At 45.5% G+C, this 13,184-nt stretch carries 13 protein-coding genes; 8 read left to right on the top strand and 5 right to left on the bottom strand.

What is annotated here, in order from left to right; genetic code table 11:
* The first annotated feature begins 6 nt into the window (after positions 1-6).
* Positions 7-792: an SDR family oxidoreductase gene (locus tag JaK3_RS07835; RefSeq protein WP_068323090.1), complete on the top strand. Its 786-nt coding sequence runs from the start codon at positions 7-9 to the stop codon at positions 790-792.
* Positions 789-3,275, top strand: a complete 2,487-nt coding sequence (locus JaK3_RS07830) for an ABC transporter permease (protein ID WP_205627522.1) — start codon at positions 789-791, stop codon at positions 3,273-3,275. The genes JaK3_RS07835 and JaK3_RS07830 overlap by 4 nt, the downstream gene beginning before the upstream one ends.
* 10 nt (positions 3,276-3,285) lie before the next feature.
* Here the strand turns inward: JaK3_RS07830 and JaK3_RS07825 are convergent, their stop codons facing one another.
* The 4 genes from JaK3_RS07825 to JaK3_RS07810 are packed head-to-tail and all read right to left on the bottom strand — an operon-like array spanning position 3,286 to position 5,510.
* On the bottom strand, positions 3,286-3,822 hold the full coding sequence (locus JaK3_RS07825; RefSeq protein ID WP_068323088.1) for an RDD family protein: 537 nt from the start codon (positions 3,820-3,822) through the stop codon (positions 3,286-3,288).
* 7 nt (positions 3,823-3,829) lie between these two features.
* Positions 3,830-4,471 (bottom strand): DUF3106 domain-containing protein, encoded by a 642-nt coding sequence (locus JaK3_RS07820; RefSeq protein ID WP_082786405.1) that lies wholly within the window; start codon positions 4,469-4,471, stop codon positions 3,830-3,832.
* A 14-nt stretch (positions 4,472-4,485) separates the two neighbouring features.
* The gene (locus JaK3_RS07815; RefSeq protein WP_068323085.1) at positions 4,486-4,944 is read right to left on the bottom strand and encodes a DUF3619 family protein; all 459 of its coding nucleotides are present in this window, start codon (positions 4,942-4,944) and stop codon (positions 4,486-4,488) included.
* Positions 4,941-5,510 carry an RNA polymerase sigma factor gene (locus JaK3_RS07810; RefSeq protein WP_068323083.1) on the bottom strand — a complete coding sequence of 190 codons (570 nt, stop codon included), beginning with the start codon at positions 5,508-5,510 and terminating at the stop codon, positions 4,941-4,943. The genes JaK3_RS07815 and JaK3_RS07810 overlap by 4 nt, the downstream gene beginning before the upstream one ends.
* Positions 5,511-5,703: 193 nt before the next feature.
* Between JaK3_RS07810 and JaK3_RS07805 the strand changes: the two genes are divergently transcribed.
* From JaK3_RS07805 to JaK3_RS07780, 6 genes are all read left to right on the top strand, one after another.
* Positions 5,704-7,491 carry an acetolactate synthase 3 catalytic subunit gene (locus tag JaK3_RS07805; RefSeq protein WP_068323080.1) on the top strand — a complete coding sequence of 596 codons (1,788 nt, stop codon included), beginning with the start codon at positions 5,704-5,706 and terminating at the stop codon, positions 7,489-7,491.
* Entirely contained in the window at positions 7,491-7,982 is a 492-nt protein-coding gene (gene ilvN, locus JaK3_RS07800) for an acetolactate synthase small subunit (protein ID WP_011902903.1), read from the top strand. The genes JaK3_RS07805 and ilvN overlap by 1 nt, the downstream gene beginning before the upstream one ends.
* A gap of 51 nt (positions 7,983-8,033) precedes the next feature.
* On the top strand, positions 8,034-9,050 hold the full coding sequence (gene ilvC, locus JaK3_RS07795) for a ketol-acid reductoisomerase (protein WP_068323077.1): 1,017 nt from the start codon (positions 8,034-8,036) through the stop codon (positions 9,048-9,050).
* Positions 9,051-9,092: 42 nt separating this feature from the next.
* Positions 9,093-9,740, top strand: a complete 648-nt coding sequence (locus JaK3_RS07790) for a phosphatidylserine decarboxylase (protein ID WP_068323074.1) — start codon at positions 9,093-9,095, stop codon at positions 9,738-9,740.
* Positions 9,741-9,768: 28 nt separating this feature from the next.
* Positions 9,769-10,632 carry a CDP-diacylglycerol--serine O-phosphatidyltransferase gene (pssA, locus tag JaK3_RS07785; protein WP_082786404.1) on the top strand — a complete coding sequence of 288 codons (864 nt, stop codon included), beginning with the start codon at positions 9,769-9,771 and terminating at the stop codon, positions 10,630-10,632.
* 225 nt (positions 10,633-10,857) lie between these two features.
* Positions 10,858-12,405, top strand: coding sequence for a 2-isopropylmalate synthase (locus tag JaK3_RS07780; protein WP_068323071.1), 1,548 nt, complete (start codon positions 10,858-10,860; stop codon positions 12,403-12,405).
* Positions 12,406-12,417: 12 nt separating this feature from the next.
* On the opposite strand, the gene JaK3_RS07775 is transcribed toward JaK3_RS07780, so the two are convergent.
* Complete coding sequence (locus JaK3_RS07775) at positions 12,418-13,011, bottom strand: lipid-binding SYLF domain-containing protein (RefSeq protein WP_068323068.1); 594 nt, start codon at positions 13,009-13,011, stop codon at positions 12,418-12,420.
* Positions 13,012-13,184: the final 173 nt, after the last annotated feature.

Raw genomic sequence — 13,184 nt, 5'->3', positions numbered from 1 at the left:
GACAAAATGGATTTAGGAATTCAGGGTAAGGTTGCCTTAGTAATGGCTTCTAGTCGTGGCTTAGGACAGGCCATGGCTGTATCCTTAGCACGCGAGGGCGTCAAAGTCGCTGTTACCGGTCGCAATGCGGCTGGCTTGCAGGAGTCTGTCAAGTTAATTGAGGCGGCTGGAGGAAAGGCTTTAGCCCTGAATTGGGATTTATCAGACCCATCAGTTATTGATGGCTTAATCTCAAAAGTTGAAAAAGAGCTAGGTCCAATTGATATCTTGATTAATAACACTGGTGGTCCGCCGCCAACTCCTGCCGCTGGTCAAGACCCAGCGCTTTGGCAAAAAAGCTTTAACGATATGGTGCTATCACTTATCGCCATTACTGATCGTGTTTTGCCAGGTATGCGCCAGCGTAAATGGGGTCGCATTATTACCAGCACGACTTCAGGTGCTATTGCTCCCATTAAAAACTTAGCTATTTCAAATACTTTGCGCGCAGCACTACTGGCTTGGTCAAAAACCTTGGCGTCAGAGGTTGCTTCTGATGGCATCACTGTCAATATCATCATGCCGGGCAGAGTGGCTACAGATCGCTTGCGTCAGCTTGATGAGGCCCGCGCCAATCGCGAAGGCAAAAGCTATGAAGATGTAGTCAAGCTAAGCTTGGCTCAAATTCCGATGGGGCGATATGGGGATCCAAAAGAATATGGTGATACAGCTGCATTCTTAGCCAGTCAAAATGCCTCCTTCATTACTGGTACCGTCATGCGTGTTGATGGCGGTCAAATTCAGGCAATTTGAGCCAATTGATCTTTCGCTTCTTTAGTGGTCTGAAGCGCGATTTTCGCTCTACTGAGTTAGCTTGGCTTTTTATTGCGCTAACACTTTCTGTTACAGCGCTTTCCAGCGTAAGTTTCTTGGCAGACCGAATGCAAAGGGCGTTTGCATTCGATGCTAGGCAACTCTTAGCATCAGACTTGCTGATTGTTTCTGACCAGCCGTTACCAAGCTCATTTCTAAATGAAGCGCAAAGCAAAGAATTAAAAATAGCGCAGACGGTAGTATTCCCAAGTATGGCTACCACTGGTTCTAGCAGTAAGCTTGCATCACTTAAAGCGGTAAGCACTCAATATCCATTGCGCGGTACATTGCGCGTTCAGACAGGCTCCGAAGGTAAGACTCTAAGTAGTGGGCCTGAGAAGGGTTCCGTTTGGGTTGATCCGGCGATGTTAGCAAGCTTGTCTGCCAAAGAGGGTGACTCCATACGGCTGGGTGATAAGACCTTTGTAATTGCTGGCGTTCTTGAGCGCGAACTTGATCGTGGCGCAGGTTTTATGAACTTCGCACCTCGAGTCATGATGTCCTTGGATGATTTAAGTTCAACAGGATTAATTGGGTTAGGTAGTCGAGTAACTTATCGTTTGTTACTTGCGGGTTCAGACCAGCAAATTTCTGCCTACGGCGCATGGGCAAATCAATATATTGAAAAAGAGGGTCTCAAGGGTGTTCGCATTGAAACACTTGAGAATGCTCAACCCATGATGCGCAAAACGCTTGAGCGCGCAGATCGATTCCTGTCTTTGATTGCGTTGTTGACGGCCATGGTAGCCGCTGTTGCAATTGCTTTGTCTGCACATCGTTACACGCGTAAACAGGCGGATGCTTGTGCAGTTCTAAAGTGCTTGGGAGCAAAATCAAAAGTAATTCTGATTCGGCAGGGTCAAACGCTTTTAATGCTTGGTTTGATTGCAGCCTTTTTGGGGTCTCTATTGGGCTATCTTGGTCAAAATGTCTTAACGCTGTTATTGGGTAATCTTGTAATGTCGGATCTGCCACAGGTATCCATATGGCCAGTGCTCTGGAGTGTTTTAGTTGCCTGGAGCTTGTTGTTTGGCTTTGCGGGCCCAGCTATTTTCAGATTAGTGAAGGTTTCACCAATTCGTTTGATCCGCAAAGAATTTGATGGTGTAGATGTCTCAACAATTTGGACTGTTACTTGTGGGCTGGTAACCGCGCTAGGGTTAATCATGATTGCTGCACGCGATTGGAAATTAGCTTTATGGACCAGTCTCAGTTTTACTGCTGCAATTGCTATCTTTGCTTTTGTCTCTTGGGGATTTTTAAGGCTAGCTTGTTCTATGCCAACTAGGCGATTCGCCCTTGGTTTTGTGATCCTTTCGCAAGGTCGAAGAACGGGTCTTGCCATCGTCCAAATTACAGCCTTAGGCATAGCGCTCATGGCTTTACTGTTGGTTCTTTTGTTGCGTGCGGACTTTTTGAGTGCTTGGCAAGGCAATATACCTAGCGATGCACCTAATCGCTTCATGATCAATGTTCAAGAGGATCAAAAGCAGGGGCTTACGCAGTCTTTGCAAAATGTAGGCGTGTCTGCGCCGCAGTTTTATCCAATGATTAGAGGTCGATTAACCGAAATTAACGGCAAAGATATAACACCAAATAGTTATGCTGAAGAAAATGCCCGGCGCCTTGTAGATCGTGAATTTAATTTATCGTATACAGAGCAATTACCATTAGGCAATCAACTGTTGGGAGGTAAGTGGATCGAGGGCGATGCGCCGCAGATCTCCATGGAAACAGGTATAGCCAAAACCTTGAAGCTGAAAATAGGCGACCAACTGACTTTTGAGGTGGCAGGTGAAAAAATTACCGCTCCAATCACCTCATTGCGCAAATTAGATTGGGGTTCAATGCGAGTGAACTTCTTTGTGATCATGCCTGCAGCTCAATTGCAGTCACTGCCGCAGTCATGGATTACTTCTTACTATCAATCGCCAAAACAGGAATCCTTAGATTTTCAGTTGAGTCAAACTTATCCCAACTTAACGATTGTGGATGTATCAGCCTCCTTGCAACAAATTCAAGAGGTGTTGAATAAGCTTTCATCGGTCTTGGGCTTGCTACTAGCATTTACTATCGTTGCTGCTATTTTGGTTTTAATGTCGGCTATAGCTGCCACGCAGGATGAGCGTTATAAAAACGCAGCCCTTTTAAAGGCATTGGGGGCCTCTCGCATTACATTGTCGAATATTGCCAACATCGAGTTGTTAATGATTGGGCTGGTATCGGGAGTATTGGCCGGTCTTGCTTCTGGGATTGCCGCCTGGGCTTTGGGTCACTACGTAATGGAAATTCAATTTAATGCGTTTGGTGAGGCGCTATTTATGGGCGTAACCTTTGGCGTAGTTGCTTGTCTGGCTTCGGGATATCGTTTCCAAAAGAGGATTCAAAAGGCTACCGCAATTGAATGTCTACGTGAGGCGTAAGACGTAGTCATCACTTCAGTGTCACGAGATTTTTAGGCAGCTCGACTAAGCGGGTTCCTGCAAAGCGATCGGGCAGACTTTGGCGATATAGATTGTTACGGCGGTCTAAGTAAGTAGTCAATGGCCAAATAAATAACGCTACCGCAAAAAGCATCTCAATGATTTGCCATTTCTCTAAATGAAAAGCCCATTGCAATAAAACGCATGGAATTAGCCATAGAGAGCCATAGACATAGCGCCAAAAGGCTTGTCGTTTAGTGAGGGTATGCCCACCTGTGCCGATGATGCGAACACGCCATGTTTGCATGGCAAGCGTCTGGCCAGACTTGGTCCAATACCAAACAAAATAAATTCCTAAGACGGCGTATAGATACAAAAAGGTAAGCCAACTCGGCAATGAAATACCGAAGAGAATTCCTAAGCCAAGATTTGGAACCAAAAACGTAAATGCTATTACCCCCAGCAATACAAGTTGCTCATAGAGGCAGCATGAAACGCGACGCCAAAATTGAGGGGAGGGTAATGCGTTTAGTTCAGCAGGCGTCATAGACTGCTTAATTATTTGGTGAATTGCTTGATGAGCTAGCGGGTGAGCTGCTCTCTGCGGCAGATCCTGAGCCCTCTGAAGGCGCTGGTGCGCTTGGAGCTATAACAGCGGGCGGTAGAGCTGCTTTTGGAGATATTGGGTGCTGTTGCAATGTTGGTGCATTAGCAGCAGTTGGCTTTTTCTTTGCTTCAGATTCCGCTAGCTTCTTTTTTTGCTCATCACTTAGCTTTTGGTAAGCAGTCCAGGCCTCAGCTTTTTTCTCCGCAGGGAATTTGAGGCTAGCGAGATAGTTTTCACGTGCTAGGCGACGCTCTTTTTGAGAGAGGTTCGACCAGCTGGTCATACGAGATTGAAGGCGCTCTTGATCTTGAACGCTCATCTTTGGATAAATATTGGCGACTTGAATCCATTTCTTGCGGCTATCGGGCAACATGTAATCCCAATCGCTTTCAAGTGGTGCAAGTATTTTTTGTTGAGCTGGCTTTAAGCCTTCCCATGTCCCATCAGGTTTTTTCTCGGGAATGTTTGCTACCTTACCGTTTGATGTGCTTGGTGGTAGCTGTGCAATTGCCGGACTAACGATCAGTGCGCACACTAAAGCGCAAATCGCTAGTCCACAAGTCTTTTGCGTTCTAGTTTTTAATGACATCGAATGAGTCGGAATTATTTGCTTTGAATCGTGTCTGATGGGCTATCTGACTCAGATAGAGGGCCATTTTTAAGAAAGGCCATAAATCCGCTATCAGCATAAGCATCTGGTGGTACGTCATCAGACAATAGCGCCGCATCTACTTCAGCAATGTCATTGATGCGAGAATCATCTTGCCATTGAGCGATACCAATCAAACCAAATACCAAAACTACCAGTGGAGCAATCCAGCCCAAGGTATCCCAAGCGCTGCTTGATCCAGGTGTCCAGTTACGGCCAGATCCAGCTAAAACTTGCTTTTGAATGCGTACTTTTTCAGGTTTTTTGACGGATAGCGCCTTCATACGAGCTGCGTATAGGCGATCTTTAATGTTCTGAGGAATGGTGTGAGCACCTTGATGGAGCAGGGCAGCGCTAGCCTGACCAAATTGGTCTGCTTGGGTCTGGGTTAGTTGGTCATCTAAGTGTTTCACAGCGTAATTCCTTTTAATTTCAATGCTTTAGCTAATGTTTGGGTGGCTCTAGAACAGTGGGTTTTGACGCTACCTTCGCTACAACTCATTGCTAGTGCCGTCTCAGTAATGCTTAGCTCATCCCAATAACGCATCAGGAAGGCTTCTCGTTGACGTACAGGTAATTTAGATATTTCTGACTCCAAAGCCTGTAAAAGCTGACTTTTTTCAAGCTTTTGAGCCCCATCTTGGTGAATTTCACTGTCATCAGGGGCAGAAAGGGACTCTAAGGGGTCAAAATCATCGCTTTCATCAGCCTTTTTGCCCATATTGGAAAAAAGGGTGACCCAGGTATTTCTGACTTTTTGCCTTCTAAACCAGTCATGAATTCGATTTTGCAGAATTCTGGTGAAAACTAAGGGCAACTCTGCTGCCGGCCTATCACCATATTTTTCAGCCAGTTTGATCATGGCATCCTGCACAATATCTAATGCTGCGTCGTCGTCACGCACGGCGTATACCGCCTGCTTAAAGGCGCGCTGCTCAACACTGCTGAGAAAGTCAGATAGTTCTTGGGCTGATGCCATGAAATGGATTAGACCTGAATCGGTAAGAATTCAGCCATTTTAGGGGATTGCTATAGAATATAGGGCTTACTACCTAGAATCTCATTCAAGAAGTGGTTTTTTCCGGTAGCAGCGCCGTTCGAACTCAGGCCATAAGCAAGAGACAGAACAGACCAATCAATTTTTTGCCGAAAATTGCAAAGGACGAAAGAAGATGAATACAAGCAGCGCCGAATTTTTAGCTAGCAAAGCTAACAAAGACTCAACAAATACAAACAATGATGCAGCGCCTCCAGAAATGATTGGCGCAGAGATGCTCGTTCATGCATTGCACAAAGAGGGTGTTGAATTCGTTTGGGGTTACCCAGGCGGCTCCGTTCTCTTTATTTATGACGAAATTTTTAAGCAGGACAAGTTTGAACATATTCTTGTTCGTCATGAGCAGGCAGCTGTTCATGCTGCTGATGGCTATGCTCGTGCAACCGGTAAGGTTGGGGTAGCACTAGTTACCTCAGGCCCTGGTGTTACCAACGCGGTTACTGGTATTGCAACCGCATACACTGATTCGATCCCTATGGTGATCATCAGCGGTAACGTTCCGACTCATGCTATCGGTGAAGATGCTTTCCAAGAGGCTGACACTGTTGGTATTACGCGCCCAGTTGTGAAGCACAACTTCCTTGTGAAAGACGTTAAAGATCTTCCGCTAGTTTTGAAGAAGGCCTTTCATATCGCGCAAACTGGTCGTCCAGGTCCTGTATTGATCGATATTCCTAAAGATGTGTCAGCTGCAAAAGGCCCGTTCGTTTATCCAGAAACACTGGAGATGCGCTCTTACAACCCTGTTGTTAAGGGTCATAGCGGCCAGATTCGTAAAGCGGTTGCTTTATTACAAGAAGCTGAGCGTCCATATATCTACACCGGTGGTGGCGTGATTCTGTCAGACGCTGCTCCTGAGTTAAAAGAGTTCGCCGATTTTTTGGGTTATCCAGTTACCAATACCTTGATGGGCTTGGGTGGATTTCCTGGAACAAGTCCACAATTTGTGGGCATGCTCGGCATGCATGGAACGTACGAAGCCAATATGGCTATGCAGCACAGTGATGTGTTGATTGCGATTGGCGCGCGTTTTGATGATCGCGTGATCGGTAACACTGCACACTTTGCAAGTCACCCAAGAAAAATCATTCACATTGATATCGATCCTTCTGTGATCTCTAAGCGCGTGAAGGTAGATGTTCCTATCGTTGGCAACCTCAAAGAAGTTTTGGTTGAGATGACTGCTCAAATCAAGGCAGCTGGCCCACGTAAGAATGGCGATAAGGTTGCTGCCTGGTGGGATCAGATTAATGAGTGGCGAAAAAAAGATTGCTTGAAGTACGACGAAGCTTCTCAAATTGTGAAGCCACAGTACGTTGTGCAGAAATTGTGGGAACTCACGGGTGGTGATGCATTTATTTGCTCCGACGTAGGTCAGCATCAAATGTGGGCTGCTCAGTTCTATAAGTTTGATAAGCCACGTCGTTGGATTAATTCTGGTGGTCTTGGCACCATGGGTGTTGGCTTGCCATACGCCATGGGCATCAAAAAAGCATTCCCTGAAAAAGATGTGTTCACCATTACTGGTGAGGGCTCCATTCAGATGTGCATTCAAGAGTTATCGACTTGTAAGCAGTACGACACTCCTGTGAAGATTGTGTCCTTGAATAACCGTTACCTAGGTATGGTTCGCCAGTGGCAAGAGCTCACATATAACAAGCGCTATTCGAGCTCATATATGGACTCCTTGCCTGACTTTGTGAAGTTGGCTGAAGCCTATGGTCACGTTGGTATGCGTATTGAAAAGAAATCCGATGTTGAGGGCGCACTTAAAGAAGCGATTCGCTTAAAGGATCGCACTGTATTCATGGACTTCCAGACTGACCCAGAAGAAAACGTTTGGCCTATGGTTCAAGCGGGTAAGGGTATTACTGAAATGCTTTTGGGTAGTGAGGATCTCTAATGCGTCATATTATTTCTGTACTGATTGAGAACGAGCCTGGTGCCTTATCGCGCGTAGTAGGTCTTTTTTCTGCTCGTGGTTACAACATTGATACATTAAGTGTTGCACCGACCGAAGATCCGTCCTTATCTCGCATGACAATTGTTACCTTTGGGTCCGATGATGTCATTGAGCAAATCACTAAACACTTAAACCGTTTGGTTGAAGTCGTTAAGGTATTTGATTTGAGTGAAGGTCCTCATATTGAGCGCGAGCTCATGATGATCAAAGTTCGTGCTGTAGGAAAAGAGCGTGAAGAGCTCAAACGCACTACCGATATCTTCCGCGGTCGCATCATTGATGTGACTGACAAGAGTTACACCATCGAGTTGACTGGCGATGGTGCCAAGCTGGATGCCTTTATTGATTCGATCGATCGCGCATCGATTTTGGAAACTGTCCGCTCGGGTGGTTCTGGAATTGGTCGCGGAGAGCGCATCCTCAAGGTTTAATTTTTTTAACTAATTACTGCATTAATTACATTTTCAATACAAGGAAAGAGCATGAAAGTTTTTTACGATAAAGACGCTGATTTGTCCCTCATTAAGGGCAAGAAAGTCACCATCATTGGTTATGGTTCACAAGGTCACGCGCACGCATTGAACCTCAAAGATTCTGGCGTTAACGTTACTGTTGGTTTGCGTAAAGATGGCGCTTCCTGGAGCAAGGCGGCGAATGCTGGCTTGACAGTAAAAGAAGTTGGCGAAGCTGTTAAAGATGCAGACGTAGTAATGATGCTCTTGCCTGATGAGCAAATCGCTGATGTTTACAACAAAGAAGTTCACGGTAATATCAAGCAGGGCGCAGCTCTTGCTTTTGCTCACGGTTTTAACGTTCACTACGGTCAAGTTCAGCCACGTGCTGATTTGGACGTGATCATGATCGCTCCTAAGGCTCCTGGCCACACAGTACGCGGTACTTACGCACAAGGTGGCGGCGTACCTCATTTGATCGCTGTGTACCAAGACAAGTCTGGTTCCGCACGTGATGTTGCTTTGTCATACGCAACTGCAAACGGCGGTGGTCGTGCTGGCATCATCGAAACAAACTTCCGTGAAGAAACTGAAACTGACTTGTTTGGTGAGCAGGCTGTTCTCTGTGGTGGCGCAGTTGAGTTGATCAAAGCTGGTTTTGAAACTTTGGTTGAGGCTGGTTACGCTCCTGAGATGGCTTACTTCGAGTGCTTACATGAGCTCAAGTTAATCGTTGACTTGATCTACGAAGGTGGTATCGCCAACATGAACTACTCAATTTCTAACAATGCTGAGTACGGTGAGTATGTTACTGGTCCACGCGTAGTTACTGAAGATACTAAGAATGCAATGCGTCAGTGCTTGAAAGATATTCAAACAGGTGAATACGCTAAGAGCTTCATCTTGGAAAACAAAGCGGGTGCACCTACTTTGATTTCTCGTCGTCGTTTGAATGCAGAACATGACATCGAAGTAGTGGGCGCTAAATTACGCGCTATGATGCCTTGGATTGCTAAGAACAAGTTGGTTGACCAGACTAAAAACTAAGCAACCAACCAATTGAAGTAAATAAAAAGGCTCAGAACAAAGATGATGTATCCACACCCCATTATTGCGAAAGAAGGTTGGCCGTATTTAGCGTTAGTGGGGGCAGTGACCTTACTTGTCCACTATCTCGGTGGCATTGCTTGGTCTTGGCCGCTTTGGATCATCTTTATCTTTGTTCTGCAGTTCTTCCGCGATCCGCAACGCATTCCTGCGATGGGTCGTGATTTAGTTTTATCTCCGGCTGATGGTCGTATTGTGGTCGTTGAGAAAACCAATGATCCTTATGCTGGTCGTGAAGCGCTCAAAATTAGTGTATTCATGAATGTATTTAATGTTCACTCTAACCGTAGCGCAGTCAATGGCTTGGTGAAAGAGATCCAGTATTTCCCTGGTAAGTTTGTAAACGCAGATTTAGATAAAGCATCAACAGAGAATGAGCGTAATGCCGTTGTGATTGATGCCAATGGACAAATCGTGACTTTGGTTCAGGTTGCTGGTTTGATAGCCCGCCGCATTCTTTGCTATATCCATGTTGGTGACCGCCTCAAGGCGGGCGAGCGTTATGGATTTATTCGCTTTGGTTCGCGCGTAGATGTGTATTTACCACTAAGCGCCGAACCATTGGTGAGTGTTGGTGATAAAGTATTTGCAACAAATACAGCTTTGGCCCGTTTGCCAAGCTTAGATTGATTCGAAATATTATTCACTAGGATATTTTTTGACAACATTTCGCCGTCGTGGTCGCATAGACCGGAGTCGTCTCTCCAATAGAAATACTGCTACTTCTGATCAACAGTGGGCAGAGGAGTTGGGCGATGAGATTGATTACGAAGTAGAGGAGTTGCATCCTCAAAAGCCTCGCTTACGCAGCAAGGGCATTTATCTTCTACCAAACGCATTTACTACCGCCGCTTTGTTTTGCGGTTTCTTCGCCATTGTTAATGCGATGAACCATCAGTTTGAAATGGCTGCTATTGCTATCTTTGCATCCCTAGTCTTGGATGGAATGGATGGTCGTGTAGCGCGCATGACTAACACTCAGAGCGCGTTTGGCGAGCAGTACGATTCACTAGCCGATATGGTCTCCTTTGGCGTTGCACCTGCATTAGTCGCTTACGAATGGGCCTTAAAAGATTTGGGTAAATGGGGTTGGTTGGCTGCATTTACTTACTGTGCTGGCGCAGCTTTGCGCTTAGCCCGCTTTAATGTGAATACAGGCGTAGTGGATAAGAAATTTTTCCAAGGCTTACCAAGTCCAGCAGCTGGTGCCTTAATGGCTGGCTTCATTTGGTTGGCTGATGACAACAAGATTCCGGTGCGAGATACGGCGATTCCCTGGGTAACCTTCTTTATCGCTGTTTATGCCGGCCTCACTATGGTTTCTAATGCCCGTTTTTATAGTGGCAAGGCCCTAGATGTTCGCTACCGTGTACCTTTTGGTGTGATGGTTTTGATGATCCTCACTTTTGTTTTGATCTCATCGAATCCGCCGTTGACTCTATTTGGCTTGTTTGTGGTCTATTCCATATCCGGCTACGTCATTTGGGCCTGGGAACGACTCAGTGGAAAGCGTTTTAGCTAATTCCATAATTTTGGGGTATAGTAATTCTATGACTATGAATTTCCCACTTTTATCTAGCCTTCTTCTGCTAGCACTAAGCCTAAAGCTTGGGGCGGGTAAGGCCTGAGTTAATGAGATAAAAGAAATTCATTAGCCACCACATACCAGCCCCAGCAAATTGCTGGGGTTTTTGTTTTATAAGATTGAATTAATGAGTTCAGCAGTATTTAAAACCGGAGAGTAGTAATGAGCGACAAAGTAATCATTTTTGATACCACCTTACGTGATGGCGAGCAGTCACCAGGCGCTTCAATGACTAAAGACGAAAAAGTGCGGATTGCCCGTCAATTAGAGCGCCTCAAAGTTGATGTAATCGAGGCAGGTTTTGCTGCTAGCTCTGAAGGTGACTTCCAGGCTATTTCTGCTGTAGCAGCTGCCGTCAAAGATTCGATTGTTTGCTCACTCGCTAGAGCCAATGACAAGGACATTACCCGTGCTGCTGATGCCTTGCAAGCAGCTAATGCTAAGCGCATTCATGCATTCTTGGCAACGAGCCCATTGCACATGGCTGTGAAGTTGCGCATGTCCCCAGAGGAGGTTTTGGAGCAAGCTAAGCGTTCCATTCGTTTTGCGCGTAACTTGGCTGCTGATATTGAGTTCTCAGCAGAAGATGGTTATCGCTCAGAGATGGACTTCTTATGCAGAGTCGTTGAGGCCGTAATTAATGAAGGTGCATCCACCATTAATATTCCAGATACGGTTGGTTACGCAACCCCTGAGTTGTATGGTGAGTTTATTAAGACCTTGCGCACACGAGTGCCAAACTCAGATAAAGCAGTGTGGTCAGTGCATTGCCATAATGACTTGGGTATGGCTGTTGCGAACTCTTTGGCTGGCGTAAAGATCGGCGGAGCTCGTCAAATCGAGTGCACGATTAACGGATTGGGCGAACGCGCAGGCAATACTGCATTAGAAGAAATTGTGATGTCATTGCGTACCCGCAAGGATTACTTTGATATGGTTTGCGGTATTGATGCTACCCAAATCGTGCCAGCATCAAAGTTGGTTTCTCAAATTACGGGTTTTGTAGTTCAACCTAACAAAGCAGTGGTTGGGGCTAATGCCTTTGCACACACATCAGGGATTCATCAGGACGGTATTTTGAAAAACCGTGACACCTATGAAATCATGCGCGCAGAAGATGTGGGTTGGTCAGCAAACAAGATCGTTTTGGGCAAGTTATCAGGTCGCAATGCCTTCAAGCAACGCTTGCAAGAATTGGGAATTGCGGTTGAGGCTGAGGCTGATTTGAATGAAGCATTTACTCGTTTTAAGGCTTTGGCAGATCAGAAGTCTGAGATTTTTGATGAAGATATTATTGCCATCATGTCTGATTCAGCTGCAGCAGAAGAGGGCGAGCATTACAAATTTATCTCCTTAAGCCAGCATTCTGAAACTGGTGAGCGACCTAAGTCACGTGTGACTTTCCGTATGGGTGACAAAGAGATTAGTTCAGAAGCAGAAGGTAACGGTCCAGTTGATGCTAGCTTGAATGCTATTGAAGGCATTGCTAAGAGTGGAGCAGAACAGTTGCTTTATTCGGTTAATGCGATTACTTCAGGAACGCAATCGCAAGGCGAAGTGACCGTGCGTTTAGCAAAAGGTGGCCGTATTGTGAATGGTGTGGGTACTGATCCGGACATCATTGCAGCCTCTGCGAAGGCCTACTTGTCAGCCTTGAACAAGTTACATGACCCGAGTCAGGCCAAGCTCAATGCGCAGATGACGCCTTAAGCGTCATCACGTCTATTTATTTAAGTCAGTATTTTTATAGTACTTGGTGCCTTTGCCGGTGATTTCAGCGGCAAGGCCTGAGTCCGTCAGTTGGTACATCAAGACCCCTGGAGCAACAACTGTTGCATCTTGATAGGCGTCACCATCTTTTTCATACTTCGCTGCTGCAGTAACTTGCCCACCAAAAGTCCAGCCTGAATTCACAAAATCATTCATTGCTGCATCAGTTTGAAAAACAAATATGTTCTGAAAGGATTTAATTCCAATTCCTAGACCGGCTTGAACCTCGGCCATATTCATATACACAGGCTTTTTATCTTTACCCAATACAACGCCGCTACCCGTACCACCGCCGGCTATCAATATCTTCATACCAAAATTGCTAAAAGTCGCATAGCCAGCAGATTTTTCGATCAAATCTTTTGCTTTAGGCTGTGCTGCATAAAGTTGCTTCAGTATGACTTGGTTTTTAACCAAAATATCTTGGCGTTGCTGGGCAACCGTCTTGTCTGCGGCAAAGGGGTTTGAAAATTGGGCAAAAACAGGGGTGTTTAGGCCAAAAGCTAAGAAAAAAAGGGTGCTGATAGCTTGATAAAAGGAAGGCATATTTGTAAGTTGTTGATTTATATATATTATTTTCAGTTAAACAAGGTATTCACTACTAGAGAATACCAATACTTGAAAGCCAATTCCCTCTTTTGGGGTGCTGTCTGATACAATTCGATGGCTTTGATTTTTAAAGCTTTTTTGTTTTATTTTGTTAAACACGCACGACACTT

The sequence above is a fragment of the Polynucleobacter yangtzensis genome (genome assembly GCF_001595965.1).
In the GTDB taxonomy this organism is placed as follows: domain Bacteria; phylum Pseudomonadota; class Gammaproteobacteria; order Burkholderiales; family Burkholderiaceae; genus Polynucleobacter; species Polynucleobacter yangtzensis.
This window is presented reverse-complemented; position numbering and strand designations above follow the sequence as displayed.

Excerpts from the sequence above, each read along its gene's own strand:
- JaK3_RS07835 (WP_068323090.1), top strand. The coding sequence starts at position 7 with ATGGATTTAGGAATTCAGGGTAAGGTTGCCTTAGTAATGGCTTCTAGT.
- JaK3_RS07825 (WP_068323088.1), bottom strand. The coding sequence starts at position 3,822 with ATGACGCCTGCTGAACTAAACGCATTACCCTCCCCTCAATTTTGGCGT.
- JaK3_RS07820 (WP_082786405.1), bottom strand. The coding sequence starts at position 4,471 with ATGTCATTAAAAACTAGAACGCAAAAGACTTGTGGACTAGCGATTTGC.
- JaK3_RS07810 (WP_068323083.1), bottom strand. The coding sequence starts at position 5,510 with ATGGCATCAGCCCAAGAACTATCTGACTTTCTCAGCAGTGTTGAGCAG.
- JaK3_RS07805 (WP_068323080.1), top strand. The coding sequence starts at position 5,704 with ATGAATACAAGCAGCGCCGAATTTTTAGCTAGCAAAGCTAACAAAGAC.
- ilvN (WP_011902903.1), top strand. The coding sequence starts at position 7,491 with ATGCGTCATATTATTTCTGTACTGATTGAGAACGAGCCTGGTGCCTTA.
- ilvC (WP_068323077.1), top strand. The coding sequence starts at position 8,034 with ATGAAAGTTTTTTACGATAAAGACGCTGATTTGTCCCTCATTAAGGGC.
- JaK3_RS07790 (WP_068323074.1), top strand. The coding sequence starts at position 9,093 with ATGATGTATCCACACCCCATTATTGCGAAAGAAGGTTGGCCGTATTTA.
- JaK3_RS07780 (WP_068323071.1), top strand. The coding sequence starts at position 10,858 with ATGAGCGACAAAGTAATCATTTTTGATACCACCTTACGTGATGGCGAG.
- JaK3_RS07775 (WP_068323068.1), bottom strand. The coding sequence starts at position 13,011 with ATGCCTTCCTTTTATCAAGCTATCAGCACCCTTTTTTTCTTAGCTTTT.